This window comes from Marinovum sp., assembly GCF_034669705.1.
GTDB lineage: Bacteria > Pseudomonadota > Alphaproteobacteria > Rhodobacterales > Rhodobacteraceae > Marinovum.
The window spans coordinates 80,758-105,775 of record NZ_JAXMOR010000013.1; the positions used below are offsets into that span (position 1 = coordinate 80,758).

26 protein-coding genes and 1 tRNA gene are annotated in these 25,018 nt (G+C 67.9%); 10 read left to right on the top strand and 17 right to left on the bottom strand.

The annotated features are described in order from the left end of the window. Positions 1–13: 13 nt before the first annotated feature. The 4 genes from VOI27_RS11235 to VOI27_RS11250 all read right to left on the bottom strand — a co-directional run bounded on the left by VOI27_RS11235 (position 14) and on the right by VOI27_RS11250 (position 2,301). Positions 14–505 carry a periplasmic heavy metal sensor gene (locus VOI27_RS11235; protein ID WP_323765440.1) on the bottom strand — a complete coding sequence of 164 codons (492 nt, stop codon included), beginning with the start codon at positions 503–505 and terminating at the stop codon, positions 14–16. 2 nt (positions 506–507) lie between these two features. Then, positions 508–912: a hypothetical protein gene (locus VOI27_RS11240; protein WP_323765441.1), complete on the bottom strand. Its 405-nt coding sequence runs from the start codon at positions 910–912 to the stop codon at positions 508–510. Continuing rightward, positions 899–1,495 (bottom strand): RNA polymerase sigma factor, encoded by a 597-nt coding sequence (locus VOI27_RS11245; RefSeq protein WP_323765442.1) that lies wholly within the window; start codon positions 1,493–1,495, stop codon positions 899–901. The genes VOI27_RS11240 and VOI27_RS11245 overlap by 14 nt, the downstream gene beginning before the upstream one ends. 167 nt (positions 1,496–1,662) lie before the next feature. After that, the gene (locus tag VOI27_RS11250) at positions 1,663–2,301 is read right to left on the bottom strand and encodes an EF-hand domain-containing protein (protein WP_323765443.1); all 639 of its coding nucleotides are present in this window, start codon (positions 2,299–2,301) and stop codon (positions 1,663–1,665) included. 220 nt (positions 2,302–2,521) lie between these two features. Between VOI27_RS11250 and VOI27_RS11255 the strand changes: the two genes are divergently transcribed. Then, complete coding sequence (locus VOI27_RS11255) at positions 2,522–2,977, top strand: DUF983 domain-containing protein (protein WP_323765444.1); 456 nt, start codon at positions 2,522–2,524, stop codon at positions 2,975–2,977. A gap of 10 nt (positions 2,978–2,987) precedes the next feature. Then, the gene (locus VOI27_RS11260; RefSeq protein ID WP_323765445.1) at positions 2,988–3,686 is read left to right on the top strand and encodes an NUDIX hydrolase; all 699 of its coding nucleotides are present in this window, start codon (positions 2,988–2,990) and stop codon (positions 3,684–3,686) included. Here VOI27_RS11260 and VOI27_RS11265 read toward each other — a convergent pair whose 3' ends face one another. Beyond that, a complete protein-coding gene (locus VOI27_RS11265; RefSeq protein ID WP_323765446.1) occupies positions 3,687–3,890 on the bottom strand; it encodes a DUF2061 domain-containing protein in 204 nt (67 codons plus the stop codon). A gap of 105 nt (positions 3,891–3,995) precedes the next feature. On the opposite strand from VOI27_RS11265, the gene VOI27_RS11270 reads away from it, so the two are divergent. Next, positions 3,996–4,853, top strand: a complete 858-nt coding sequence (locus VOI27_RS11270; RefSeq protein ID WP_323765447.1) for a helix-turn-helix transcriptional regulator — start codon at positions 3,996–3,998, stop codon at positions 4,851–4,853. Here VOI27_RS11270 and VOI27_RS11275 read toward each other — a convergent pair whose 3' ends face one another. Together VOI27_RS11275 and VOI27_RS11280 are read right to left on the bottom strand one after the other, a co-directional pair. After that, positions 4,854–5,756: a DMT family transporter gene (locus VOI27_RS11275; RefSeq protein ID WP_323765448.1), complete on the bottom strand. Its 903-nt coding sequence runs from the start codon at positions 5,754–5,756 to the stop codon at positions 4,854–4,856. It abuts the gene before it with no gap. 46 nt (positions 5,757–5,802) lie between these two features. After that, complete coding sequence (locus VOI27_RS11280; protein WP_323765449.1) at positions 5,803–6,399, bottom strand: LysE/ArgO family amino acid transporter; 597 nt, start codon at positions 6,397–6,399, stop codon at positions 5,803–5,805. A gap of 166 nt (positions 6,400–6,565) precedes the next feature. Here VOI27_RS11280 and VOI27_RS11285 point away from each other — a divergent pair, with 166 nt between their 5' ends. Beyond that, positions 6,566–7,579 carry a Fe(3+) ABC transporter substrate-binding protein gene (locus tag VOI27_RS11285; RefSeq protein ID WP_323765450.1) on the top strand — a complete coding sequence of 338 codons (1,014 nt, stop codon included), beginning with the start codon at positions 6,566–6,568 and terminating at the stop codon, positions 7,577–7,579. A 344-nt stretch (positions 7,580–7,923) separates the two neighbouring features. Here VOI27_RS11285 and VOI27_RS11290 read toward each other — a convergent pair whose 3' ends face one another. The 7 genes from VOI27_RS11290 to VOI27_RS11320 form a co-directional block, all read right to left on the bottom strand. Further along, positions 7,924–9,585 (bottom strand): iron ABC transporter permease, encoded by a 1,662-nt coding sequence (locus tag VOI27_RS11290; RefSeq protein WP_323765451.1) that lies wholly within the window; start codon positions 9,583–9,585, stop codon positions 7,924–7,926. 45 nt (positions 9,586–9,630) lie between these two features. Continuing rightward, positions 9,631–10,113, bottom strand: a complete 483-nt coding sequence (gene tsaA, locus VOI27_RS11295) for a tRNA (N6-threonylcarbamoyladenosine(37)-N6)-methyltransferase TrmO (protein ID WP_323765452.1) — start codon at positions 10,111–10,113, stop codon at positions 9,631–9,633. Between the two features lie 65 nt (positions 10,114–10,178). Next, positions 10,179–11,210 (bottom strand): diguanylate cyclase domain-containing protein, encoded by a 1,032-nt coding sequence (locus VOI27_RS11300; protein WP_323765453.1) that lies wholly within the window; start codon positions 11,208–11,210, stop codon positions 10,179–10,181. Next, positions 11,210–11,806, bottom strand: coding sequence for a heme NO-binding domain-containing protein (locus VOI27_RS11305; protein ID WP_323765454.1), 597 nt, complete (start codon positions 11,804–11,806; stop codon positions 11,210–11,212). Before VOI27_RS11305 ends, VOI27_RS11300 begins: the two co-directional genes overlap by 1 nt. Positions 11,807–11,901: 95 nt before the next feature. Then, positions 11,902–13,764, bottom strand: a complete 1,863-nt coding sequence (locus tag VOI27_RS11310; protein WP_323765455.1) for a PAS domain-containing protein — start codon at positions 13,762–13,764, stop codon at positions 11,902–11,904. Between the two features lie 141 nt (positions 13,765–13,905). Next, positions 13,906–15,048 carry a lytic murein transglycosylase gene (locus VOI27_RS11315; RefSeq protein ID WP_323765456.1) on the bottom strand — a complete coding sequence of 381 codons (1,143 nt, stop codon included), beginning with the start codon at positions 15,046–15,048 and terminating at the stop codon, positions 13,906–13,908. Between the two features lie 145 nt (positions 15,049–15,193). Continuing rightward, entirely contained in the window at positions 15,194–15,934 is a 741-nt protein-coding gene (locus tag VOI27_RS11320) for a YebC/PmpR family DNA-binding transcriptional regulator (protein ID WP_323765457.1), read from the bottom strand. 122 nt (positions 15,935–16,056) lie between these two features. Between VOI27_RS11320 and VOI27_RS11325 the strand changes: the two genes are divergently transcribed. Beyond that, positions 16,057–17,829 (top strand): SLC13 family permease, encoded by a 1,773-nt coding sequence (locus VOI27_RS11325; RefSeq protein WP_323765458.1) that lies wholly within the window; start codon positions 16,057–16,059, stop codon positions 17,827–17,829. Between the two features lie 177 nt (positions 17,830–18,006). Here the strand turns inward: VOI27_RS11325 and VOI27_RS11330 are convergent, their stop codons facing one another. Continuing rightward, positions 18,007–18,864 (bottom strand): MurR/RpiR family transcriptional regulator, encoded by an 858-nt coding sequence (locus VOI27_RS11330; RefSeq protein ID WP_323765459.1) that lies wholly within the window; start codon positions 18,862–18,864, stop codon positions 18,007–18,009. Between the two features lie 250 nt (positions 18,865–19,114). Here VOI27_RS11330 and VOI27_RS11335 point away from each other — a divergent pair, with 250 nt between their 5' ends. The 5 genes from VOI27_RS11335 (at position 19,115) to VOI27_RS11355 (ending at position 23,241) form a co-directional block, all read left to right on the top strand. Beyond that, positions 19,115–20,077, top strand: coding sequence for a tripartite tricarboxylate transporter substrate binding protein (locus tag VOI27_RS11335; RefSeq protein WP_323765460.1), 963 nt, complete (start codon positions 19,115–19,117; stop codon positions 20,075–20,077). Beyond that, positions 20,074–21,012 (top strand): BMP family protein, encoded by a 939-nt coding sequence (locus tag VOI27_RS11340; RefSeq protein ID WP_323765461.1) that lies wholly within the window; start codon positions 20,074–20,076, stop codon positions 21,010–21,012. Before VOI27_RS11335 ends, VOI27_RS11340 begins: the two co-directional genes overlap by 4 nt. Further along, positions 21,000–21,440 (top strand): tripartite tricarboxylate transporter TctB family protein, encoded by a 441-nt coding sequence (locus VOI27_RS11345; protein ID WP_323765462.1) that lies wholly within the window; start codon positions 21,000–21,002, stop codon positions 21,438–21,440. The genes VOI27_RS11340 and VOI27_RS11345 overlap by 13 nt, the downstream gene beginning before the upstream one ends. A 1-nt stretch (position 21,441) precedes the next feature. After that, positions 21,442–22,953 carry a tripartite tricarboxylate transporter permease gene (locus tag VOI27_RS11350; protein WP_323765463.1) on the top strand — a complete coding sequence of 504 codons (1,512 nt, stop codon included), beginning with the start codon at positions 21,442–21,444 and terminating at the stop codon, positions 22,951–22,953. 214 nt (positions 22,954–23,167) lie between these two features. Further along, a tRNA-Cys gene (locus VOI27_RS11355) sits at positions 23,168–23,241 on the top strand. Between the two features lie 80 nt (positions 23,242–23,321). Here VOI27_RS11355 and VOI27_RS11360 read toward each other — a convergent pair. Together VOI27_RS11360 and VOI27_RS11365 are read right to left on the bottom strand one after the other, a co-directional pair. After that, positions 23,322–24,233, bottom strand: a complete 912-nt coding sequence (locus VOI27_RS11360) for an NAD(P)-dependent oxidoreductase (RefSeq protein ID WP_323765464.1) — start codon at positions 24,231–24,233, stop codon at positions 23,322–23,324. Next, positions 24,230–24,997: an SDR family NAD(P)-dependent oxidoreductase gene (locus VOI27_RS11365; protein ID WP_323765465.1), complete on the bottom strand. Its 768-nt coding sequence runs from the start codon at positions 24,995–24,997 to the stop codon at positions 24,230–24,232. The genes VOI27_RS11360 and VOI27_RS11365 overlap by 4 nt, the downstream gene beginning before the upstream one ends. Between the last annotated feature and the right edge of the window lie 21 nt (positions 24,998–25,018).

Genomic DNA, 25,018 nt, shown 5'->3' on the forward strand with positions numbered 1-25,018 from the left:
GGCGCGCGCCCGTCTACTTGCGATCCCTGTCGCCGCGCTCCAGCGCCGCGGCCACCCGGTCGGCAAAGCCTGCCCGGTCCTCGGGGCTCATCGCGGCGACATGCGACACCAGGATATCCTGGCCGCGCTGCTGGCGCTCGGCGGCACGTTCATTCTGCCGGGCCAGAACCTCGGCGAAACCCGCCGGATCGAACGGCTCGGCCCGCAAGGCCTCGAGCGCCTCGCGGTACTCGGCCCGCGCCCGCGCCCGCAGGTCCTCGCGCGTGCCCTCCTTGCGCATTTCGGCAAAGAGCTGCCGGCCAAGCGCCCGGCGGTCGTCGCGGGTCAGCGCCTGAGTATAGGGGGCGACCGCATCGCGCGGGTTGCGCGGCGGCGGCTTGCCGGGCCCGCCAGTCAGCACGAAGCCCGCCACCACCCCCGCGATCGCCAGATTGGCCGCCAGCGACAGGAACAGCACGATCCGCAGGCCGGGCGAGATGCGGCGTGATTTCAGGTCATCCGCCATGGTCAGCTTTCCCCCAGATCGAAATCGAAGCCCGAGACCGGATCATAGAGCGCCGCCTCCTCGGTGGTGTAATAGGCCGCCGTGTCGCTGAGCCCCTGCGGCGGGCTGAGCCCCACCAGCAGACCGCAGACCGAGGCCGCCGCCAGTCCGGCAAAGGCGGGCCAGCCGCCCAGCGCGGCGCCGAGCTGGGCCAGAAGGCCGGGGCGCCGGGCGGGCTGGCGCTCGGGCAGGGCCGCGGTGTCGAACCCCGCCTGCACCGCTTCGGCATCGGCCAGCACCCGCGCCAGCAACTCTGGCGGCACCCCGGGTTCCCGGGGTGCGCGTGCACTGCGCGCCTCTTCGAACAGCGTCTCGAGGAAGGCGTCTTCGCCGGCCTTGCCGGACCCCATGTTGTCAGACCTCGTCATCGGTGTACCCCAGTTCTGCCTTGCGGCCCTCCAGCGCCCGGGCCAGCGCCCGTTTGCCACGCGCGGTCAGGCTCTCGACGGCCTCCACGCTGATCTCAAGTATGGCGGCGATCTCGGGGTTGCCCAACCCCTCGAAATGCCTCAGCTCCACCGCCCGGCGCTGCCGCTCCGGCAGCTCGGCCAGCGCCGCGGCAAGCGCCGCACGCCGTGCCTCTGTCTGCATCTGCGCCGGGGCGTCGCCGGCGGTGTCGGCCGGTTCACCGGCGTCTTCCAGCGGCGCCACCCGGCGGCGTTTGCGCAGCCGGTCGGTTGCCAGGTTGGCCACCACCCGCCACAGCCAGGTCGAAACCTGGGCCTCGCCCTGCCGCCAGTTCGGCGCGATCTTCCACAGGCGCATCAGCGCGTCCTGGGTCACGTCCTCGGCCTCGGCACCATCGCCCAGCATCCGGAAGGCCTGGCCATAGGCGCGCGGCGTCAGCCGCAGCGTCAGCGCGCGCGCCGCCGCCCCGTCGCCATTGGCGTAGAGCACCAGCAGAGCCTCGTCACTGATCCCGTCCGTTGATGCGTCGAGCGCCATGTTCATGTACCGCGGCCTAAATCCTTTTGTCGCGCTTGGGAACCGGGCAATCCGGCCCTGCCCCCCTGCGGCATCCCTGTGGTGGTCCTGACGCCGCCCCCCGCCCGAAGGCAGGGGGAGACGCGGACCGGCGGCGGACAAAGGGATGAAAGCCCGCCGCCCGTGACCGGCGATCAGTTCTCGGTCGGAGCCGTCGGGGCGCGGCGGGTGGCGAGACGCGCCTTGGCGCTGTCGAACTCGGCCTGAGACACCGTGCCGTTGCCGTCGGTGTCGACCAGCGCGAACATCTGGTCAAAGCGCGCGTCGCCGCGGGCCTCGCGACGCTCTGCGCCGTCGCGCTTGCCACCCTGCTTGCTATCCTGGTCGGCCCGGCGCTGCGCCCCGCGTTCCTTGCTGCCGCCGTCTTTGTCGCCGCGCGCCTGGTCGCGGCCCATCTTGCCGCCCTTGCGCATCTTGTCGTGGCCTGCCTCCAGCTCGGCGGCGCTGAGCGTGCCGTTGCCGTCGCTGTCGAGCCGCTCGATCATCCGCTCGAAGCGGGCGTCACGCCGGGCCTCGGCCGCGGCCTGCAGCTCGTCGGCGCTCAGCTCGCCATCGCCGTTGCCGTCCATCTGGGCAAAGCGCGCCTTGCCGACGTCGCGCATTTCCTCGGGGGTCAGGCTGCCGTCACCGTTCTGGTCGAAATGCTGAAATTCGAGACCGGCCGCGCCGCCCGCGCCCGGACCGCCCCGGGCCAGCGCGCTGGTGGCGGGAACGCTCAGGGCGATGGCTGCCACGAGGGCAGAGAGGATCAGGGTGTTGCGTGTCTTGCTCATGTCTAGGGTCCTTCCGGTTACCTGCTTGAGATGCGGTGGTCGTTTCCGCCGCGATCTGAACCTCAAACGGGCCGGCGCCGGGCTTCCGTCGGCCGGGGGCGGGTTTTTCGCATCACAGCACCGTGAGCTCTCACGCGACATCGCGCCGCAAGGACGGATTGTCCGATGTTTATTCCTGCGCAAGGCCCCTAGTCTCTGTGGGGTTAGCGAGGTGGTGACCATGAAGAATTACCAATTGTCCGACCGCGATGCGGTCGAGGCCGTCGATCTGCGGCCACACGAACATGCGGACGAGCGCGAGATCTGGAGCGCCCTGTGGAAGGGCTGGCGGCGCAAATGCCCCAATTGCGGTACCGGTCCGTTGCTTTCGGGCTACCTCAAGGTGCGCGATACCTGTCCGGTGTGCCGGCAGCCGCTGCACCACCATCGCGCCGATGACGGCCCGGCCTACCTGACCATCCTGATCGTCGGCCACCTTCTGGCGCCGCTGCTGCTGGTGGTCTTTACCACCTGGCGGCCAGAGCCGATGGTTCTCTTCACCATATTTGGCGTTGGCACAATTGCACTCTCGCTATATCTTCTGCCGAGGCTCAAGGGTGTGATCGTGGCATTTCAATGGGCGCGCAGGATGCACGGTTTCGGCAAACCCGCCGGACCAGAGGCGCCGCGCCCCTGACGGGGGTAGGATGGGCAGCATCGACAAGACGCAGATACGCGACGCGGCAACCGTGATCGTGCTGCGCGACCGGGCGACCCGGCCGCGTATCCTGATGGGGCAGCGCGGCGCGGCGGCGGCCTTCATGCCCAACAAGTTCGTCTTTCCCGGCGGCGCGGTGGATGTGGCGGATGCCGAGGTGCCGCTGGCGCGCCCGGTCTCTTTGCCCTGCGCCGCGCGGCTGCGCGAGGATTGCTCCGAGGACCGCAGCCACGCCATTGCCGCCGCCGCGATTCGCGAGCTTTGGGAGGAAACCGGCCAGCTTCTGGGGCAGACCGGCGCATGGCCCGGCGCAGTGCCGGCGGACTGGCAGGGCTTTGCCGAGTTTGGCCTGCTGCCGGATGCCGCGCCGCTGCAATTCGTCTTTCGCGCCATCACCCCGCCCGGCCGGCCGCGGCGCTTCGATGCGCGGTTCTTTCTGATCGATGCCGCCGAACTGGCCTCGGACCCGGATGATTTCTCGGCGGCCTGCGACGAGCTCAGCCACCTGCACTGGGTCGCGCTCGACGAGGTGCGGGCGCTCGACCTGCCGTTCATCACCGAGGTGGTGCTGGCCGAGGTGGCGGCACGGGTCGCGGACCCCGGCCCGCCGGCCTCGGTGCCGTTCTTTCGCAATGACGATGAGGCAAGCCTGTTCCTGCGCCTGCACGGCACGCCGCTGGCCGAGTGATCAGGCCCGCCGGCCCCAGCGCACCCCGGCCCAGAACCGTTCGTAGAGCACATAATTGACAAAGCCGATGGCGGAATTCACCAGCGCCATGGTGCCACCCACGGCCACCGACCCGGTGAACAGCAGCCCCACGAGGCTCATCACCACCAGCCCCATGAAAATCCACACCACACCTTTTACGATCGTGCGTTCGCGCGTTTCCAAACCTGCCTCCTTGTGTCGAGATAGGCTTGGGATACGCCCGCATCGGCGGTTCGGACATCCGGAATATAGTTAGCAAAACGCAGCAACTGTGAATATTGTCACCATATGATGGCAAAAACCGACAAGCGTGTCAGAGCCGAGACCTTTCGCAGCCGGGTGACCGAGGCAATGGCCGAGGCCGGCACCAACCAGAGCGCGCTGGCCCGCGAGATCGGGGTGGATCGCTCGACCGTGTCGCAGCTGTTGTCGGGCGGCGGCGCGCGTCTGCCCAATGGACAGGTGGTGGCGGAATGCGCCCGCGCGCTCGGGGTCTCGTCGGACTGGCTGCTGGGGCTGTCTGACCGGCCAGAAAGCGCGGCGCGGCTGATCGCCAACGCCTTTCGCATCACCGAGGCGCCGCGGGCGCTGGTCGACCGGCAGATCTTCGACTGGCACGTCGAGGCCGACGGCTACAAGATCCGCTACGTGCCCCCCGCCCTGCCCGACATGCTCAAGACCCGTGAGGTGCTGGACTGGGAATACACCCCGCATCTCGGCCGCACCGCCGAACAGGCGATCAACGCCTCTGAAGAGCGGCTGGACTGGATGCGGGAGTCGGCCTCGGACTACGAGATCTCGCTGCCGCTGTATGAACTGGCGAGCTTTGCCGGCGGCACCGGCTATTACGCCGGCCTGCCCCGCGCCCTGCGCCGCGCCCAGCTCGAGCGGCTGCAGACCCTGGCCGACCAGCTTTATCCGCGGATGCGGATCTGCCTGTTCGACGCGCGCCGGCTCTATTCCGCGCCGCTGACGATCTTTGGCCCGCTGCAGGCGGTGATCTATCTCGGCAGCAACTACCTGGCATTTCGCGACACCGAGCGGGTGCGCGCCATCACCCGGCATTTCGATCACCTCGTGCGCGAGGCGACAGTGCCGGCCCGCGCGCTCGGCGGGCATGTCGAAGGCCTGCTGAAAGCGATGTGATCAGCCCTTAGGGGCGTTGACGCCCGGCGTCACCACCCGGCGCTTGAGCTGCGCCTCGCGCAGGGTGATGAAGATCACCGACCCGAGGATCAGCAACCCGCCCAGCACCACCACCGGATCGACCGGCTCGTGGAAGACCAGCGCGCCCAGCGTCACCGCCCAGACCAGCTGCAAAAAGGTCACCGGCTGGGTCAGGGTCAGCGGCGCGGCGCGAAACGCCAGCGTCATGGCGAAATGCCCGCCGGTGGCAAAACAGGCGAGCGCGAAACAAATGGCCAGCGTCCAGAGATCCGGAGTGACCCAGACTGCAAGGGCAAAGGGCGCGAGGCCGATCGTCACGGTGATCGACAGCATTGCCACCACCAGCGAGGGCGCGACCTCGTCCGCCACGATCTTGGCAAACAGGTAGGAGCAGGCAAAAAGCGCCGCGGTGGCCAGCATCGCCAGGTGGCCCGGGTTCACCTCGCGAAACCCCGGCCGCAGGATGATCATCGCCCCGGCGAGCGCCACGCAGATCGCCATGATCCGGCGGAAGGCCAGCTTTTCCCCCAGAAACAGCGCCGCGCCGAGGGTGACATAGACCGGCGAGAGATAGTTCATCGCGGTGACCTCGGCGATCGGGATGCGGGTCATGGCAAAGAACCACAGGATCACCCCCAGCGTGTGCACCGCGCCCCGCGCGCCAAACAGTTTCCAGTGCCGTGCCGTCATTCGCGTGGCCAGCAGCGAGCGCGCCATCGGCAGCAGGAATACCAGCCCGATGACATAGCGCAGAAACGCCGCCTGCGCCGCCGGCACCGCATTGTCGAGGTATTTGACCAGCGCCGTCACCGTCACGAAGCACAGCCCCGTGACCAGCATCCAGAACACGCCACGCACGGGGGAAGGCTGGGGTTTCGTCATGCGCGCATCAAGACCCGGACGCCGCCGATGTGCAAGACCCGCAGCGTTATCCCAGGATGAGTTTTGTCGCGATCAACCACATCGTCAGGCCGACGATGACGTCGAGCACCTGCCACGCCCTGGCCGAGGTAAAGAGCGGTCGCAGGAGCCGCGCGCCAAAGCCCAGCGCGACGAAGAAGACGAATGAGGCGCTCATCGCCCCCAGCGCAAAGGCCAGCCGGTCGTCATATTGCGCCGAGATCGCGCCCAGAAGCACCACCGTATCGAGGTAGACATGCGGGTTGAGCCAGGTCAGCGCCAGGCAGGTCAGCACCGCGGCCCGCAGGCTCTGGCGGCTGTCGCCGCTGACCTCGAGCGCCGCCCCGCCGGCCATGGCAGCCCGGAAATTGCGCGCGCCGTACCAGATCAGGAACGCCGCCCCGCCCCAGCGCATCACCGTCTCGAACAGCGGCACCGCCTCGGCCAGCGCGCCGAAGCCCGCCACCCCGGCGGCGATCAGCAACGCGTCGCTCAGCGCGCAGGTCAGCACCACCGGCAGCACATGCGCGCCGCGCAGCCCCTGCCGCAGGACAAAGGCGTTCTGCGCCCCGATCGCCAAGATCAGGGAAAACCCCAGTGCGAAACCCGCCAGTGCCGTCTGCATCCCTGCCCCCCTTCGTGCCTTTGCGCGTCCTGCCCGGCTGCGGCGCGAAAGTCCAGCGACAGGGCGCGCACAGTATTCCGATATTTTTTGTCGGATAAGGGATTGCAGAGCCCGGCCAGATCAAATACCGATGGTTTTAGTAAGATACTAACCCATGGAGTTTCACATGCGGACCACCGCTGTCACCTCGATCCTTGCCCTGTCCCTCAGCGCCGGCGCAGCCCTGGCCGAAGGCGAGGTCAACCTCTATTCCTCGCGCCACTACGACACCGACGAGCAGCTCTATTCCGAGTTCGAGGCGCAAACCGGCATCACCATCAACCGGATCGAAGGCAACGCCGACGAGTTGATCGCACGGATGCAGGCGGAAGGGGCGAATTCTCCGGCCGACGTGCTGCTCACCGTCGACACCTCGCGCCTGACCCGTGCCAAGGAAGCCGGCGTGCTGCAATCGATCGAGAGCGATGTGCTCGAGGCCCGCGTGCCCGGCTATCTGCAGGACGCCGACAACCAGTGGTTCGGCTTTTCCCAGCGCTCGCGGATCATCTTCTACGACAAGGCCGATGTCGAAAACCCGCCGGCGACCTATGCCGATCTGGCCAAACCCGAATACAAAGGCATGGTCTGCATCCGCTCCTCGACCAATGCCTACATGCAGACCCTGCTGGCCTCGATCGTCGAGCATCAGGGCGAAGAGGCCGCGCGCGACTGGGCGCAAGCGGTCAAGGACAACTTTGCCCGTGATCCGCAGGGCGGCGATACCGACCAGCTGCGCGGGTTGGTCTCTGGTGAATGCGACATCGCGGTGTCGAACACCTATTACTTCGCCCGCGCCGTGCGCACCGAGGTCAGCGGCCTGAGCGACAGCCTCGAGGGCATCGGCTGGGTCTTTCCCGACCAGAACGGCAATGGCGCGCATATGAACCTGTCGGGGGCCGGCGTGGCGGTGAACGCCCCGAACCGCGACAACGCGATCAAGTTCCTCGAGTACCTGACCTCCGATCAGGCGCAGCAGTACTTCTCGGCCGGCAACGACGAATACCCGGCGGTGCCCGGCGTGGCGATCAGCCCCTCGGTGGCCTCGCTCGGCTTCTTCAAGCCCGACAGCGTCGACCTGAGCGCCGTGGCCGGCAACATCCCGACCGCGCAGAAGATCTTCAACGAGGTTGGCTGGGAGTAATTCCAACGCCTGTGCCACCCCCAAACCCCGCCTGTTCCGCAGGCGGGGTTTTTGGTTTTGGGTGCAATGCGCGCCGGGCCTGCGGCGGCCCGCGGGATGCCGCTTGGACAGCGTAGTATGGCAGTTTATGCCAGCCAGATCCGTAGACCCTCAGACCGTAGCGTTTCGGTCAGCCAAAGCGGCAGCCCGGTGGGGCGGGCCGCCGCTGGCCCGCCGGGCTGCGCCCTTGTCCCGGGCCGCGATGAACGCAACTTTCCCTGTGGGAGCCCGTCATGATGAAGACACATCACCGGCATGGGCTCTTCTATCTTGCGACGGGTCCTGCCGCGGAAGTATCGGCCGCGCTACTCCCGCCCGACCCGCCGGCACAGCAGGATCACCGGCAACACCCCCACTGCCACGATCACCAGGCTGGGCACCGCCGCCCCTTCGAGCCGCTCGTCCGCCGCCAGCCGATGCGCCTGCACCGCCAGGGTGTCATAGTTGAACGGCCGCAGGATCAGCGTCGCCGGCAGCTCCTTCATCACATCGACAAAGACGATCAGCAGCGCGGTCAGCAGCGACGGCGTCAGGATCGGCAGGTGGATGCGCCGCAACGTGCCATAGCTCGACTGCCCCAGCACGCGGGAGGCGGCGTCGAGGTTGGGGTTGATCGCGCTCTGACCGCCCTCGTAGGCGCCGATCGCGGCGGCCATGAAGCGGATCATGTAGGCAAAGACCAGAACCCAGATCGAGCCGGTAAAGAGCAGCCCGGTCGAGACCCCGAACCAGTCGCGCATCACCGCGTCAAGCGCGTTGTCGAAGGCCGCGAAGGGCACCATCAGCCCGACCGCAATCACCCCGCCGGGCACCGCGTAGCCCAGCCGCCCGGCATGGATCGCCCAGCGGGCGCCCGGCGTGCGGGCGGCGCGGTGAAAATAGCCCAGCACCACCGCCGCGGTCAGGGTGCAGAGCGCCGCGGTCCCCGCCAGCACCAGCGAATTCTGGATGAATCCAAGGTAGCGCCGGCTCAGCAGGTCCTGCCCCGCGCCCTGCCCCATGATCACCAGCGCCACGATCGGGATCAGCGCGCCGAACAGCACCGGGATCGCGCAGAGCGCCCAGGCCGCCGCCTGCGACCAGCCGCTCAGCCGCAGCCGGGTCAGCCGCTCGACCCGCTGGCCGGTGTGATACTTGGCCTCGCCCCGCGAGCGCCGTTCGAGCACCGCCAGCGTCAAAGCAAAGGCCAGAAGCCCGAGCGAGAGCTGCGCTGCCGCCGCTCGGTCGGCCATGGAAAACCAGCTGGTGTAGATGCCGGTGGCAAAGGTCGGCACGCCGAAATAGGACACGGTGCCGAAATCCGCGATGGTCTCCATCGTCGCCAGCAGCACGCCGGCGGCAATCGCCGGCCGCGCCATCGGCAGGGTCACCTGCAGAAACGCCTGCAGCGGCGTCTTGCCCAGCGCGCGGGCGGCGTGAAAGGTGCTGGCGCTCTGGCCGAGGAAGGCAGCCCGCGCCAGCAGGTAGACATAAGGATAGAGCACCAGCACCAGCATCGCCGCGGCGCCGCCGAGGCTGCGGATCTCGGGAAACCAGTAGTCGCGCGGCCCCCAGCCCATCACCGCGCGCAGGGTGCTCTGCACCACGCCCGGGTGGTCGAGCAGATGGGTATAGGCATAGGCCAGCACATAGGCCGGAAAGGCCAGTGGCACCACCAAGAGGATCTCGAACAGCCGGCGGAAGCGGAACTCGGTCATCGTGACGAAACAGGCCGCGCCGGTGCCGATGCTGAGCGTGCCCAGCGCGACGCAGGCGACCAGTACCAGGGTGTTGCCGACGTAGTTGGGCAGCACGGTCTGTGCGAGATGGGTCAGGGTCTCGAGCCCGCCGGTGCCCCCAGCCAGCGTCACCGCGAGGATCGGCAAGAGGCAGAGCGCGGCCACCGCGAAGGCTGCGGCGCGCAGCAGGCGCAGCGGTTCCGCGGAACGGCGGCGACGGGGCGGGATCAGGGAGCTGTCTGTCGGCATCCGAGCTTTTTTGTCAGGTGATCGGAGCGGACGCAAGCCCTGGCCTCAGGGGGCGCGGTCGGCGGGTTTGTCCGGCGCGGCGACGGTATAGGCGCAGTGGTCGGGCTTGAGATCGATCAGCGGCGTGCCGTCGAGACAATCAAGGCCGCGCACGATGACCTCCGGCCCCTCGATCCGCAGGATCGCCACCCTTGCAAGACCGATCGGATTGGGCCGCACCGGCGAGCGCAGTGAAAACACGCCGCGCACCGCGCCGTCGGACTTCGGGCTCTGCAACACGAGGTCGCGGCGGCTCTCGTGCAGCCAGTAGAGCACCTCGGCGAACTCGAACCGCTCCAGCCCGGCGAGCCCGGCCGCCCAGGGCGCCCGCAGCACCAGCCGGCACTCCGGCCCGTCGGGCCGGCCTTGCCGCGGACAGAGCGCGCGACTGGTGAACGGCGTGCGGATATGGCCGATGAAGCGCAGCGCCGCATCGGTGGGCGGTGCGGCGGTCACCGCCACTTCGTTCTCGCGCAGGTTTTGTGACATGTCCGGTCCCCCTTTGTCCGCCCGCCAGCCTAGCCCGCCCGCCGGCGGCGCGGCAAGCCGGGCGGTCAGCGCAGGGTCATATTGCCGCCCGGCGCCTGAGGCGCGGTGGCAAGGGCCGCCGTCCGCAACGACAGGTCGTAGAAGGTGTGGCAGGCCCGCCCCCGGTGCTTGGAGGCATAGAGTGCGATATCGGCATCCTCCTGCAACAGCGCCCGGTCGAGCGTCTCGTAATCCTCGCTCATGGTGATGCCGATGCTGGCCGAGATCCGGCAGTTGTCGGTGCCGAAGGCGATGGGGCGTTCCAGCCGTGCGATCAGCCGGTCGCAGATGTCGGCCAGCCGCTTGCGGTTCATCCGGCCGGCAAAGAGCAGCATGAACTCGTCGCCGCCGACGCGGGCCACGGTATCCTCGTCACGGGTCTCTTCCACGAGGATCCGGGCGACCTCCTGCAGCACGTGGTCACCGGCGGCGTGGCCCAGGGTGTCGTTCACCGCCTTGAAGAAGTCCAGATCGAGATGCAGCAGCGCAAAGCGGCCGGGGCCCGCCACCGCCCGGCTCAGCACGTGATCCATGGCGCGGCGGTTCTTGAGCCCGGTGAGCGTGTCGGTAAAGGCCTGTTCCTCGGCGGCGATCTTGGCGCCTTCGAGCTTCTGGTTGAGCTTGCGAGAGGCCTCCATCGCGGCGGATTTGGCCTCGACCAGGTAGAGCATCTCGATGGTCAGGTCGGTGGCGGCGAAATCGCCGCCGGTGAGGGCGAATTCGCGCACCGCATCGACCACGGAGATGCCGAAGGAGAGGTTGACCACCATATGGCCCGCCGCCCCCGGTGCCGGCATCATCACGCCCTTGAGCCCGGTCTGCGCGCCGGCGCGAAACCGCAGGTGGAGCCGGGATCCGGCATGCTGGCGCAGGTCGTCGATATTGATCACCGACCGCGGCCGGCGCAGCTCGAACACCTCGAGAAAGCGCTGGCCGGTCAGCAGCTCGTCGGGGCGCAGCTTGGCCAGTGTCGGGCCGGTATGGGCGATGTGGCCGGTGCGGTCGAGCACGAGGTGCATCGGGCAGAGCGTATCGAGCATCTGGATCAGCGTCTCCATTATGTGCCCTCCGCCCGTGCCATGCCGAGCTCGAAGCTGCGACCCTCGGCAAAGGCGGCCTCGACCAGGGTGATCTCGATGTTCTCGGCGCCGCGGAAGAGCCCCTGGTGCTCGAGAAAGACCAGGGCGCCGTAATCGTCGGCCATGGCGCGCAGCACGCCCACGAGCACATGGCCGATGCCCCGGGGCTCGCCGGAGCAGAGCAGGCTGAACCGGTTGCCGCCGTAATCGCGCAATTCAAGCGCCGGCAGCACCAGATCCTCGACCGCGAGACGGGCGCGGTCGGGCAGATCGTCGAGCGAGTGCAGGAAATCGAGAAAGGTCTCGCCGCCGAATCGCAGCAACCGGCGCGGCGCCTCGACCGCGGGGTTGGAGATCAGGTAGGTGCCGACATCCTCGAGCACGGTTTCACGGTCCTTGCCCAGCGTCACCGCCATTTCGTCGATCATGCGCTGGGTCAGGTCGTTGCCATAGTGCAGCATCGGTTCGAACTCGGTGAAATCGAGCTCGAGCCGGCGCACCAGGTCGCCCCAGGCCGGGGCGCCATAGGTGTCGCGGTAAAAGCACTGGATCGCGCGATTGATCAGGCCATGCATCTTCAGGTCTCCGTTTGGAGGCAGCATGGCGGCAAGAGCGTTAAGGTTTTCCCAACAGATAAAATGCGACGGAATAAGCGCGCGCGCGCCGGGGCCTAGACGCTGCCAGGCGTCAGGATCTTGCCGAGCTGGGCAAAGAGCGTGGCGAAATTCATCGGCTTGCCGATCAGCGGCACGCCCTCGAACTCGTCCGGCAGCTGGGTCGCGCTATAGCCCGAGACGGCGATGAAGGGGATGCCGAGGCTGCGCAGCTCGCGGGCCAGCGGCACCGAGGTCTCGCGCCCGAGATTGACGTCGAGCACCGCCGCCGCGCAGCGCGACTGGCTGAGCAGCGTGCGCGCCTGGGCCACCGAATTGGCCGGCCCCAGCACCTTGTAGCCGGCCCGGTCGAGCCCCTCGGCGATATCAAGCGCGATCAGCGGCTCGTCGTCGACCACCAGCACGGTATTGTCGGGCTGGCTGTCGACATAGCCGGTCTCTTCGGTCAGCGGCTTGCGCAGCGGAAAGGGATCCTCGATCACCCCGTCGGCCGGGCACTCCAGCCGCCAGATCACGCCGCTGGCGGCATAGCGGGTCTCGACCTCGCCGTTCAGCGAGCTGCGCACCAGATGGCCGGTCATGGTCGAGCCGAACCCGCGACGCTGCGGCTGGGTCACATCGGGGCCGCCGGCTTCCCGCCACTCGAGGCAGAACCGCGGCTTGCCCTGCGCGGTCTCGAGCCGCCAGCGCAGGGTGACCTCGCCCGATGGAGCCGAAAGCGCGCCGTATTTCGCCGCGTTGGTCGCCAGTTCGTGCAGCGCCAGCCCCATGGTCTGGGCGGCGGCGGCGGTCACCTCGAGCTCTGGTCCGTCAAGATGGATGCGCTGGCCGATCAGATCCTGAAAGTGGCTCAGCTGGGCGCGCACCAGCGCATGGATCGGCACGTGCCGCCAGCCGCTTTGCACCAGCACGTCCTGCCCGGCCGAGAGTCCCTGGATGCGCTGGGTGAACCGTTCGACGAAATCCTCGGGGCTGCTGGCGGCGGTTTGCCGCGCAATCGACAGCACCAGCGACAGCATGTTCTTGGCGCGGTGATTGACCTCGCGCATCAGCATCTTGATCTGCTCTTCGAAACGCTGCCGCTCGGTGAGGTCGTAGAAATGGCAGACCACCCCGTCGCGCCCGTCAGGCAGCGTCAGCCGCTCGATCTTCCAGTCATAGGCCTCGCGTTCCTTGATGTCGGCGCGGGTCTCGACCATGCTGGGCGAATGATAGGGCTCGCCGGTCTCGAGCGTGCGGCGGAACAGGCCGATCGTCTCCGAGGCGAAAGGCTCTGGCCAGATGACCCGCAGCACCTCTGAGAAATCGCGGCCGATCAGCGGGTTGACGTTCTCGAACACCTTCTGCGCCCCGTGGCTGACCTGGTGCAGCCGGAAATCGGCGTCCACGGTATAGATGCCGAACGGCGAGCGGGCGACGAGATCGCGAAAGGTGTCATGGGCGGCGCGTAGCCGGGTCTCGGCCGCCTTGCGCTCGGTGATGTCGAACCCCGACGGCACCAGCGCCGCCACCTTGCCCGCGCCGTCGCGCAGTGGCGAGACCATGAAGGCGATCCACATCCGGGTGTCACCGGACATCCGAACCAGCGCGTCATAGCGCACCACATCGCCCTGAGCCGCGCGGCGCACCGCGTCCTGCAGCCGGGCCACCTCTTGCGGGTCATGGTTCCACCAGTAGCAGTCCCAGAACTTGCGCCCGATCACCTCGTCGCGGGCGACCCCGCCGCTCTCGAGCGCCGGCGCATTGGCCTCGACCAGGGTGCCATCGGGCTCAAGCAGCCCGACGAAACCGACGGTCTGGTCAATCACGCTGCGCAGAGCCTCAACTTCGGAAGTGAACCCCGCGGCGCCGGGGCCCGGCCCCGCATGCCCCAGCAGGGCGGAAAGATCAGGGCTGTCGGAGGAGGTCAGGTTTGCCACGCGGGGTGCCTTCTTGGTTGCGTTCCCGGATGCCGTGGCTCCGCCGGCAGCACCGCTTCACGCTCTGAACTTAGGCGGATAATCGCTTGTGGCAAAGTATTTTTCAAGCTTTGCCCTGCAAGAACCCCGGCCCCCCGTTCCCTAACCCAACAGGCGCAGAAGCTCCGGCGAGGGCAGACCTGTAACCGGCAGGCCCCGGCTTCGCTGGAAGGCCTCGATGGCCGCGCGGGTGTTGTCGCCGATCACCCCGTCGGCACCGCCGGTGTCAAAGCCGCGCGCGGTGAGCCGCTCCTGCAGGCGGATGCGGTTGTCCTTGGTCAGCCCGTAGCGGTCTGGCGGAAAGCTGGCGCGCAGCGGCCCGCCGCCGGCGATCCGGTCGGCAAGGTGGCCGACCCCCAGAGCATAGGCGTCAGAGTTGTTGTAGCGCTTGATGGTGTTGAAGTTCGAGGTCACCGAGAACACCGGCCCGCCCGGTTCCGGCTGCAGGCTGCGTCCCGCCGGCGCGCCTGCCCCGGCCTCCGCCCCCCAACGCAGCCCGCGCTGCCAGCCGTGACGCGACAGGTAGGCTGCGGTCGAAGCCAGCGCATCCGAGGGATCCGCGGCCCAGATGTCGCGCCGCCCGTCGCCGGTGAAATCGACGGCATATTCCTGAAAGGTGGTGGGGATGAACTGGGTGTGACCCATGGCCCCGGCCCAGCTGCCGGTCATCCGCGCCGGGGTGATGTCGCCGCGCTGCAGGATGCGCAAGGCCGCCAGCAGCTGCGCTTCGAAGAAAGCGCCGCGGCGTCCGTCATAGGCCAGGGTCGAGGTGGCCGAGACCACCGGGATCTCGCCCTGACGCTCGCCATAGAAGCTCTCGAGCCCCCAGATCGCGGTGACGATATGCGCATCGACGCCGTATTGCGCCTCGACCGCCCTGAGAACGCCGGCGTGGCGGGCAAAGGCGGCGCGGCCCTTGGCGATGCGCTCGTCAGAGGCGGCGATCGACAGGTAATCCTCGAGCGTGCGCTTGAATTCGGTCTGGTTGCGGTCTCGGGTCACCACGCCGGGCAGGTAGCCGGCCCCGCCAAAGGCGGCGTCGAGGGTCGCTTGCGAAATGCCGCTGCCGGCGGCCCGGCTGCGGAAGCCGGCGACCCAGGCGTCATAGCCGGCATTGCGCACCGGCCGCAGGTCGTCTGGCAGGCCCGCCGCCGGCGAAGCACCACCGCCGCTGCGCGCCCCGCCGCACCCGGCCAGCAGAAACGCCGTCAGCCCTGCCCCGAAACCCCGTCTGGAAACTGTCATCAAACTGCCCTCACCGATTTTTCGCCGAGCTTATCGCATCAAGGCGCGGGCGCAATCGCTGCGCCGCCGGTCAGTCAGAGCTGTCGGCAGGCGATCGCCGACAGGACGGCCCGCCCCGCCTGTACGGCGGGACGGGCCGGCGCGGTCAGAGCTGCTCCATCACCTCGTCGGAGGCTTCGAAATTGGCGGTCACGCGCTGCACGTCGTCATCGTCTTCCAGCGCATCGATCAGCCGCATCAGCTTTTGCATGCCGTCAAGGTCAAGCTCGGTGGTGGTGGTCGGCTTCCAGATCAGCTTGGTCGACTCCGACTCGCCCAGTTCCGCCTCGAGCACGTTCGACACGTCGTTGAGATCGGTGTCGGCGCAATAGATCACATGACCGTCCTCAGAGCTCTCGGCATCCTCGGCGCCGGCCTCGATCGCCGCCATCATCACCGTATCCGCATCGCCGACCTCTGCGGGATAGACGATCTCGCCCTTGCGTTCGAACATGAACCCGACCGAGCCGGTCTCGCCCAGGTTGCCGCCAGCCTTGGTAAAGGTCGAGCGCACGGTCGAGGCGGTGCGGTTGCGGTTGTCGGTCATCGCCTCGACGATCACCGCGACGCCACCGGGGCCATAGCCCTCGTAGCGGATTTCCTCGAAATCATCGCCCTCGCCGGCCTGCGACTTCTTGATCGCGCGATCGATCACGTCCTTGGGCACCGATTGCGACTTGGCTTCCTTGACGGCAAGGCGCAGGCGCGGGTTCTTGTCGGGATCGGGGTCGCCCATCTTGGCGGCGACGGTGATCTCCTTGGAAAGCTTGGAGAACAGTTTCGAGCGTGCCGCGTCCTGACGGCCCTTGCGGTGCTGGATGTTTGCCCATTTGGAATGGCCGGCCATGGCTGCCTCTTCATCATGTCTCTCGGATCAGGCGCTTCTATAGTCCAGCGGGGCGGCCCTTCGCAAGCCGGTTGCACCGGGCGCGTGAACCGGGTGAAGTGGCCGCAACGGAGGCAGCTTCAATGACCATGGACCAGATCATTCTCTTCTCGCTCTTCGCGGCGGTCTTCGGCTTCCTGCTCTGGGGCAAGTTCCGCTACGATGTCGTCGCCTTCACCGCGCTGCTTCTGGGTGTGGTGCTGGGGGTGGTGCCGACCAAGGAAGCGTTTTCCGGCTTCGGCCATCCCGCGACGCTGATCGTGGCGCTGGTGCTGGTGGTCTCGGCTGGGCTGGTGCGCTCTGGCGCGGTGATGCTGATCACCCGCACGCTGGTGGACAGTGGCCGGGCGCTGGGCACGCATATTGCCATCATGGGCGGTGTCGGCGCCGTGCTCTCGGGCTTCATGAACAACGTGGCGGCGCTGGCACTCCTGATGCCGGTCGATATCCAGACCGCGCGCAAGGCCGAGAGATCGCCGGCCAAGTCGCTGATGCCGCTCAGTTTCGCCACCATCCTCGGCGGCATGGTCACGCTGATCGGCACGCCGCCCAACATCATCATCGCCTCGATCCGCGGCGAGACCTTCGGCACGCCGTTCAAGATGTTTGATTTCGCCCCGGTCGGCGGCGTCGCGGCGCTGGCCGGGCTGGCCTTCGTGGCGCTTGTCGGCTGGCGGTTGATCCCGCAGCGCGAGGATGCGCTGTCGAAGGCCCGCGAGCTGGAGCCCTATATCGCCGAGCTGACGGTGCCGGCCGAGAACAAGGCGGTGGGCCAGCGGGTGCGCGAGCTGTCGGAGGCGGCGGAGAAGGCCGATGTGGCGATCCTCGGGCTGATCCGCAACGGCACCCGGCGCTACGGCTCGGTGCTCAACACCCGGATCGAGGCCGGTGACGCTCTGGTGCTGGAGGCGACGCCGGAGGCGCTCGACGAGTTCCGCACCACGCTCGACCTCGCCTTTTCCGACGACCGGCGTGAGGAATTGCTCAAGGCCGAAAGCGACGGGCTGAGCCTGGTCGAGGTGGTGGTGCCCGACACCTCGCGGCTCAACGGCAAGACGGTGCAATCGGTCGGCCTGGCCTGGCGGCACCGCACCATCCTGATGGGCATCTCGCGACAGGGCCGGCGGATCACCAAGCAGATGCGCCAGACGGTGATCGAGCCGGGCGACATCCTGCTGCTGCTGGCCCCGCGCGAGGCTGCCTCGGTCGTGGCCGACTGGCTCGGCGTGCTGCCGCTGGCCGACCGTGGGCTGGCGGTGACCGAGAATTCCAAGACCTGGGCCGCGATCGGACTCTTTGCCGGTGCGGTGGCGGCGGCGAGCTTCGGGCTGGTCTACCTGCCGGTGGCGCTGGGGCTGGTGGTGGTGGCCTATGTGCTGCTCAAGATCCTGCCGTTGTCGGAGCTCTACGACCACATCGAATGGCCGGTTGTGGTGCTCTTGGGCTCGATGATCCCGCTCGGCGCCGCGCTCGAGACCTCTGGCGGCACCGAGCTGATCGCCGGGGCGCTGGTGGGGCTGACCGAGGGTTGGCCGGTCTGGGCGGTGCTGACGGTGCTGATGGTGGTGACGATGACGCTGTCGGATGTCCTGAACAACACCGCCACGGCGATCGTCGCGGCACCGGTCGGCATCCAGATGGCGCAGGCGCTCGAGGTCTCGCCGGATCCGTTCCTGATGTGCGTCGCGGTGGCGGCCTCGGCGGCCTTCCTGACGCCGATCGGGCACAAGAACAACACGCTGATCCTCGGCCCCGGCGGCTATCGGTTCGGCGATTACTGGCGCATGGGGCTGCCGCTCGAGGTGCTGGTGATCGCGGTCTCGGTGCCGGCGATCCTGGTGTTCTGGCCGTTGTAAGGCTTCATGCGGAACGCCAAGCGGTCTGCGTTGGTGCCCGAGGTCGTAGGGGCCACGGGTCGCAACGGCGTCTTGATCGGCGCTGGCGGATGGCCGTCCGGCGCAGGCTGACGTCAGTGTTCGTCCCAGAGCTGGGTTGGGCTCTCACTGATGGCGGAGGAAAAATCTTGTCGCAGGTCACACCTCCCCCAGCCTCTCGTTCGCCTCGTCGATCTCGCGCAGCCGGCGGCGCCCCTCGCGGCCGGCCTTCAGCGTGGTGCTGGTCACAATCTGGTGGCAGAGCGAGAACACAGCGGCGTGGTTGAACTGCGGGCTGGTGGTCTCGATCCGGCAGCGGAAGTGCCAGGCGGCGCGCGGGTCGGAGCTCATGCCGTCGTCGCTGATCAGCAGCGTCGAGGTGCCGATCCGGGTCAACTCCTCCAGCAGCGGCTCGGTATTGGCGGCGCGGCGGCGCAGCGCGGTCAGGATCACCAGGTCGTCGCCGGTCATCTCGGCGGTGTATTCGCCGAGGCTCTCGCCGGCCTGTGGCAGCACCGTGGCCGAGGGGATCACCTTGAGCAGTTGCCAGTAGAGATAGTCGGCAAAGACACGGCTGATCCGGTAGCCGATCAGCCAGACCCGACGCGCGCCGAGGATGGCTTCGGCCAGGGCCTCGAGATCGGCAGGTGTGATCCGCTCGAAGGTGGCCGCGACGTTGCCCATCTCCTCCTGCAGCGCCCGGGTCAGCGGGTCCTCTACGGCCATGTCCTCGGCATGGGCGAGGAAATGGCGGGAGCCGGTCTGGCGTTCCTCTCGGGCGGCGCGGCGGGCGGCATCGTAGTTGGCAAAGCCGATGCGGCGGACGAACCGCGACACCGTGGCCTTGGAGACACCGCTGAGCCGCGCGAGCTCCTGCGCGTCGTAGGAGGCAAGGTCGCCGGGGAAATCGAGCAGGAAGGTGCCAAGCCGGCGTTCGGCCCGATGCAACTCTGGCAGAACCGAGCGGATGCGGGGCAGGAAGCCCTTTTCGGGCGCGTCGTGAAACTGCGGTTCCATATCGTCAATCTGCGACGGGACGGGCGGCAGCGCAATCCCGCGGCGGTGATTCGCCAAGGGTCCGCGGTGTTTTGGTTGGTTTCGGGACACATGCCGTGCAAGATTTCACAGCAGGTGCGCCCCGCAACGCCCGGAAAATACGCGAAACCATGGTTTCATACGCAGCTTGCAACTGAAACCTCAGTTTCTTTTCTTTGTGAACTCGAAGTTCTGTGGAACCATGATTTCGTCGCAAACATGGAGACGCCACATGAACCGCCGCATGCTTCTTACCGCCACCGCCCTCACGCTCAGCGCGCTCACCCTGCCTGCCCTGGCAGACACCGCCTGGCCCGAACGGCCGGTGCGCATCCTCGTGTCCTTCCCGCCCGGCGGCTCCTCGGACCTCGTGGCGCGGCTCTTGTCAGAGAAGCTCTCGGCCAGCCTCGGCCAGCAGTTCGTGGTCGAAAACAAGCCCGGCGCGGCCGGCACCGTCGCCGCCTCGGCCCTGCAGCAGGCAGCGCCCGATGGCTACACGCTGATGCTGTCGAACCTGACGCCCTTCAACGTGGCCCCAGTGCGCTATCCCGACACGCCCTATGACCCGATCGCCGATTTCGACCACATCACCTATGTCGGCACGGTGCACCTTGGCCTCTTTGCCACGCCTGACAGCGGCGCCGGCGACCTTGCCGGCTTCATCGAGATGGCCAAGGCTGAGCCGGGCAAGTACGAATACGGCAGCTCCGGCGTCGGTTCCTGGGGCCATATCATCGCCGAGCAGTTTCAGAACGAGACCGACGCCGAGCTGTTCCACATTCCCTACAAGGGCTCCGGCCCGATGCGGCTCGACTTCATGGCCGGCGTGGTGCCGACGATCTTTGATGCCGTGCCGCAGAACCTGCCGGCGGTCGAGGATGGCACGGCAATCCCGCTTGCCGTTTCGGCGCCTGAGCGGATCGACACCCTGCCCGATGTGCCCACCTTCCGCGAGATGGGCTATGACATTCTGGCCGAGAACTGGCTTGGCGTGAGCGCCCCGGCAGGCGTGTCGGAAGACATCAAACTCACGCTCGACGCGGCGCTGACCGAGGCGATGGCGCTCGAGGAGGTTCAGGCGCAATTCGACAGCTGGGGGCTGATCCGCGCCCCCAAGACCTCCGAGGCTTTCGCGACCTATGTCGCCGACCAGCTGACCCAATGGACCCCGCTGGTCAAGGCAGCGACGCAATGAGCGCGCTGCCGAAGATCGCGGTGTTCTTCGTCGGCGAACTGTACGACGATGGGTTCAACCAGGCCGCTCTCGATGGCGCCGAACGCGCGGCGCGCGAGGGCAAGGCCGATATCTCGGTGATCTCCGGCGTGCGTTACGATCAGGATGTCATCCGCGCGCGGCTGGCCGAGGTGGTGCCAGAGGTCGACGGGCTGGTGTTCATCGGCGGTCAGGGCAATATCACCACGCCGGAGGCCGCCGCCGCCCATCCCGACATGCGTTTCGCCATCGTGCAGGGCCAGAAGACCGGCCCGAACCTCGCCAGCTATGACGTGCGTCAGGAAGACTCGGCCTTTCTCGCCGGGGTGCTTGCGGCGCATGTCACCCGGAGCGGCACGGTCGGTCACCTCTCCGGCCACCGTGTGCGGCCGGGGCTGAAGGGGCGCGCGGCTTTCGTCGCCGGGGCGCGCCATGCCAACCCGGAGATCAGCGTGCTCACCGGATTCTGCGGCACCCAAGATGACAACGCGGTGACGCGCGCCTGGGCCGCGGCCGAGATCGAGGCCGGGGCGGATGTGATCTTTACCATGCTGAACGGCGCCCGGCGCGGCGCGGTCGAGGCCTGCCGCGACGGCGGGGCCCGCCAGATCGGCAATGCGCTCGACTGGGTGGCCAAGGATCCGCAGGTCTTTATCGCCTCGGCGCTGGCGCGGATCGACCTCGGGGTCGAACGGGCGGTGGCCGATATCGTGGCAGGCCGCACCCCCGAGAGCATCGTGGAGTTCGGTCTGGCCCAAGGCGACGTCGTCTCGCTGCGGCTGGGCGACGACGTGCCAGAGCCCGCGCGCGCAGCGGTGGCCGAGGCAGCCGAGGCGCTCAGGCAGGGGGCGCTGACCATCCCGGACAGCTATGATGGCCCGGAATTCCAGCTCGAAGATGTCTCATGCGCCGGCTGATCGCCCATATCGGCCCGCTCCTGATGCTGGGGGCGGGGCTCGCCTTTGCCCTCGGCGCGATGCTCACGCTCGAGCTGGGCTCGTTTCGCCGCATGGGGCCCGGCGCCTTCCCGCTTCTGGTGGGCGGGCTGCTCTGCCTGCTGGCGCTGATCGGACTGGTGCAGAGCCTGCGCCAGCCCCTGCCCCTCGACCGGCCCGACCCGATGGCGGTGCTCGGCGTGGTGGGCGGCGTCGCGGCTTTTGCCTTCCTCACCCCGCTGACCGGCGTGCTGCCGGCCACGGCCGCCGCCGTGCTGGCGACCGGTGCGGTCATTCCCGGCTTCGGCCTGCCACAACGGCTGGCGCTGGCCTTGGGCGTGGCGCTCGCTGTCTGGCTGATCTTCGTGCTCGGCCTCGGCATTCCCTTCATCGCGATCAAGGGGCTCTGACATGGACCTTCTGGCCAATCTCTCGCTCGGACTTGCCACGGCAGCCACGGCGCAGAACCTGATGTTCTGCTTCGTCGGCGTTTTTCTCGGCACCTTCATCGGCGTCCTGCCCGGTGTCGGGCCACTGGCCGCGGTGGCGATGCTGCTGCCGGTCTCCTTCTATTTGCCGCCCGAAACCGCGCTGGTGATGCTGGCCGGGGTCTATTACGGCGCGGAGTACGGCGGCTCGATCGCCTCGATCCTGCTCAACATCCCCGGCACCCCCTCGGCCTCGGTGACCTGTCTCGACGGCTACCCGATGGCGCAGCAGGGCCGCGCCGGGGTGGCGCTCTTTGCCACCGCCATGGCCTCGATGTTCGGCGCACTCTTCGGCGTGGTGGTCATGGTGCTGCTGTCGCCGCGGATGGCCGAGTTCGCGCTGCTGTTCCAGCCGGCCGAGTATTTCGCGGTGATGGTGCTGGGGCTGGTCGCCGCCTCGGTGGTCAATTCCAGCGGCGCGGTGCGCGGCCTGATGATGGTCTGCCTCGGCATCCTGCTGGGCACCGTCGGCGTCGACGTGAACTCCGGCGAGACGCGCTTTACCGGCGGCTTCCAGGAGCTGCGCGACGGGGTCTCTCTGGTGGTGGTCGCCATGGGGCTTTTCGGCATCTCAGAGGTCATGGTCTCGCTGCGCGGCGCAACCCAGAGCTATGCCGGGGCGGGCCTTGCCGGCAGCATGTTTCCCACCGCGCGCGAATGGCTGCGCTGCCTGATGCCGGCGCTCAGGGGCTCGGCCATCGGCAGCTTCTTCGGCACCCTGCCCGGCACCGGCCAGACGGTGGCAAGTTTCGTGGGCTACGCGCTGGAGAAACGCGTCAACAAACGCGGCGCGAGCTTCGGCACCGGGGCCATCGAAGGCGTGGTTGTGCCGGAATCGGCCAATAACGCCGCCGCTCAGACTGCCTTCATCCCGACGCTGACGCTTGGCATTCCCGGCTCGACCACCATGGCGCTGATGCTGGGGGCGCTGATGATCCACGGCATCACCCCGGGGCCCCGGCTGATCTCGGAGCATCCCGAGCTGTTCTGGGGGCTCGTCGTCAGCTTTGTCTTCGGCAATATCTTCCTGCTGATCCTCAACATCCCGCTGATCGGCCTCTGGGTGCGGATCCTGCGGGTGCCGCATCACTACCTCTACCCGACGGTGATCGTGCTGATCTGTGTCGGCGTCTTCAGCATCTCGAACTCGCTCACCGATGTCTGGACGACGCTGGTCTTCGGGGTGATCGGCTATGTCCTGCGGATGCTGCGGTTCGAGCCGGCGCCGCTGCTGATCGGCTTCGTGCTGGGGCCGATGATGGAGGAGTTCTTTCGCCGCGCCATGCTGCTCTCGCGGGGCGACCCCAGCGTCTTTCTCACCCGCCCCGGCAGCGCGGCCCTGCTGGGCGTCGCCCTCCTGCTGTTGCTGGCCACCGCCCTGCCCTGGCGCGCGTGGCTGGCGGCCGTACCCTGGGCGCGGCGACGCGGGGCCTGAGCGAAGGCGGTGTTGGCGGTGCCTGTCCCGGCGCCGCTTTGGCCGTCGTCGACGCGGCCTTTCTCGCAATGCGCCGTGTGGATCACGACCTTGGGTCTCGGGCATGCAGCCAAGCGATCGATCTCTGGGTGGCACCGGGGCCCCGGCATCATTTCGAGCGTTTACGCTTGCAGGACATTTCCAGATCCGCTATCCGGCAGATCACCACCAAGGCGGCGAGTTGGCGGAGTGGTGACGCAGCGGATTGCAAATCCGTGTACACCGGTTCGATTCCGGTACTCGCCTCCATAAAACGCTGAACCCCGGTCAATGTCGCACAGCGTGGCGGCCCTGACTGATCAACGTCGGACGCGACCCGTCCGACCCGTTCACAAACGCCACCCTTCGATCGTCCGTTGTGTCCCTTCCTGCAGGGACACCCCCTGCCAGTCGCCCAGCAGCGACCGCAACGGCGCGTTGTCCAACCCTTCCGGAGCCGCGCGCTCACCCGATGCGGCGCTGACCTGCGCTTCCGGCTCATAGACCCGGATGGCCTCAAGCACCTCCTCGACCGACCGCACCTCGGTCGTCAGATCGCTGACCACTGCGCTATCATTCTCGGCCGCCAGGCAGCGCAAGAAGATCTCGATCACCTCATCCACATGCTGAAAGCACATGTGGCCCGAGAACGGGAGCTCGTAGCGTTCGCCTTGCGCCGCCGCGCGCATGGCGAGGCTGATCGCGGCGGTCTCGCCGTCGATGCGGCCGGGGCCGTAGACCACGTTGGGGCGCAGGCCGATCGACGGCACGCCGTGATCCATCAGGTAGACCTTGGAGATGTCCTCGCAGGCCGCCTTGTAGACGCCGTAGAGGTTCGCCGGGCAGTTCAGCGCCCCGCGCGGCCGGGCGGCGAGAGAGCTGGTGTAGACGATGCGCCTGATGCCAGCCTCGCGAGCGGCTTCCAGCATGTTGAGGTGGCCCAGCACGTTGACCTCGGCGCCAAGGACCGGGTCCTTCCGGCAGGACGGGATGACCAGGGCGGCGAGGTGCACGATGGCGGCGATGTCATGTTTGCGCACGGTCGCCAATACCGACCCGACCTCACGGATATCGGCCTGGACATAGGTCGCTCCGGCGATGCGCTGGACCTCGGACGGCAGGTGCAGGTCGCTGACGATCACGCGCACCCCCTGCTTTCCCAAGGCAGCGGTCAGCGCACGGCCGAGGAAGCCGGCGCCGCCGGTGACCAGCACCGGTCCGATCGAGGGGGAGAGGCGGAACGCCTGAGCCGCGCCGCTCATGACGACATGCCCTGACCGCCGTTCACGTCCATCAGTTGGCCGGTGATGAAGCCGGCCTCGTCGGCGGCGAAGAAGGCCACCGCTGCGGCCACATCCTCGACCCGGCCGGCGCGACGCACGGGAATGGCGTTCAGCACCGCCTGTTGTTCTGCGTCGCTCATCCTCTCCTTCAGCAAGCCGATCACCCGCGGGGTGTGGATCGCGCCCGGGCAAACCGCGTTGCAGGTGATGCCGTGCGGCCCGAACTCCTGAGCGAGCTGCAGGGTCATGGATTGCACCGCGCCCTTGGCGGCGACGTAGTTGGCGCCGGTGAACAGGCTGCCGTAGCGCCCGGCCTTCGAGCCGAGGTTGACGATCCGGCCGTAGCCGCGCGCGATCATGCCGGGCAGGACGCCGCGGATGGTGCGGACCGTTGCCGTGACGTTCAGCCCCATCACCCGCTCCCAGTCCGCGTCGCTTTCTTCAAGGAAGTCGCGCGGCGTGTGCAGCGAGCCGCCGACATTGTTCACCAGGATGTCGAAGTGAAAACCTTCGGCTTCGAGCTCGGCGAGTGTCGCCGCAAGCGCCGCGCCGTCCATCATGTCGACCTGGCGGAAGGTGATCCCTTCCATCCCCGGCTCGGCCGCAGCGCGCGCGAGGGCTTCGGCGTCGCGGTCGAACACCACCGGGCGCGCGCCCTCCTGCGCCAGTCGGGCGGCGACCGCCTTGCCCAGCCCTTCGGCTCCGCCGGTGACCAAGGCCACCCTCCCCTTCATGCGCCCCATGTCTCTCTCCTCCGACAGGTT

Bases quoted from the DNA above. Each gene is read 5' to 3' on its own strand.
- VOI27_RS11235 (WP_323765440.1), bottom strand. From the start codon at position 505: ATGGCGGATGACCTGAAATCACGCCGCATCTCGCCCGGCCTGCGGATC.
- VOI27_RS11240 (WP_323765441.1), bottom strand. From the start codon at position 912: ATGACGAGGTCTGACAACATGGGGTCCGGCAAGGCCGGCGAAGACGCC.
- VOI27_RS11245 (WP_323765442.1), bottom strand. From the start codon at position 1,495: ATGAACATGGCGCTCGACGCATCAACGGACGGGATCAGTGACGAGGCT.
- VOI27_RS11250 (WP_323765443.1), bottom strand. From the start codon at position 2,301: ATGAGCAAGACACGCAACACCCTGATCCTCTCTGCCCTCGTGGCAGCC.
- VOI27_RS11255 (WP_323765444.1), top strand. From the start codon at position 2,522: ATGAAGAATTACCAATTGTCCGACCGCGATGCGGTCGAGGCCGTCGAT.
- VOI27_RS11260 (WP_323765445.1), top strand. From the start codon at position 2,988: ATGGGCAGCATCGACAAGACGCAGATACGCGACGCGGCAACCGTGATC.
- VOI27_RS11270 (WP_323765447.1), top strand. From the start codon at position 3,996: ATGATGGCAAAAACCGACAAGCGTGTCAGAGCCGAGACCTTTCGCAGC.
- VOI27_RS11275 (WP_323765448.1), bottom strand. From the start codon at position 5,756: ATGACGAAACCCCAGCCTTCCCCCGTGCGTGGCGTGTTCTGGATGCTG.
- VOI27_RS11280 (WP_323765449.1), bottom strand. From the start codon at position 6,399: ATGCAGACGGCACTGGCGGGTTTCGCACTGGGGTTTTCCCTGATCTTG.
- VOI27_RS11285 (WP_323765450.1), top strand. From the start codon at position 6,566: ATGCGGACCACCGCTGTCACCTCGATCCTTGCCCTGTCCCTCAGCGCC.
- VOI27_RS11290 (WP_323765451.1), bottom strand. From the start codon at position 9,585: ATGCCGACAGACAGCTCCCTGATCCCGCCCCGTCGCCGCCGTTCCGCG.
- tsaA (WP_323765452.1), bottom strand. From the start codon at position 10,113: ATGTCACAAAACCTGCGCGAGAACGAAGTGGCGGTGACCGCCGCACCG.
- VOI27_RS11300 (WP_323765453.1), bottom strand. From the start codon at position 11,210: ATGGAGACGCTGATCCAGATGCTCGATACGCTCTGCCCGATGCACCTC.
- VOI27_RS11305 (WP_323765454.1), bottom strand. From the start codon at position 11,806: ATGCATGGCCTGATCAATCGCGCGATCCAGTGCTTTTACCGCGACACC.
- VOI27_RS11315 (WP_323765456.1), bottom strand. From the start codon at position 15,048: ATGACAGTTTCCAGACGGGGTTTCGGGGCAGGGCTGACGGCGTTTCTG.
- VOI27_RS11320 (WP_323765457.1), bottom strand. From the start codon at position 15,934: ATGGCCGGCCATTCCAAATGGGCAAACATCCAGCACCGCAAGGGCCGT.
- VOI27_RS11325 (WP_323765458.1), top strand. From the start codon at position 16,057: ATGACCATGGACCAGATCATTCTCTTCTCGCTCTTCGCGGCGGTCTTC.
- VOI27_RS11330 (WP_323765459.1), bottom strand. From the start codon at position 18,864: ATGGAACCGCAGTTTCACGACGCGCCCGAAAAGGGCTTCCTGCCCCGC.
- VOI27_RS11335 (WP_323765460.1), top strand. From the start codon at position 19,115: ATGAACCGCCGCATGCTTCTTACCGCCACCGCCCTCACGCTCAGCGCG.
- VOI27_RS11340 (WP_323765461.1), top strand. From the start codon at position 20,074: ATGAGCGCGCTGCCGAAGATCGCGGTGTTCTTCGTCGGCGAACTGTAC.
- VOI27_RS11345 (WP_323765462.1), top strand. From the start codon at position 21,000: ATGCGCCGGCTGATCGCCCATATCGGCCCGCTCCTGATGCTGGGGGCG.
- VOI27_RS11350 (WP_323765463.1), top strand. From the start codon at position 21,442: ATGGACCTTCTGGCCAATCTCTCGCTCGGACTTGCCACGGCAGCCACG.
- VOI27_RS11360 (WP_323765464.1), bottom strand. From the start codon at position 24,233: ATGAGCGGCGCGGCTCAGGCGTTCCGCCTCTCCCCCTCGATCGGACCG.
- VOI27_RS11365 (WP_323765465.1), bottom strand. From the start codon at position 24,997: ATGGGGCGCATGAAGGGGAGGGTGGCCTTGGTCACCGGCGGAGCCGAA.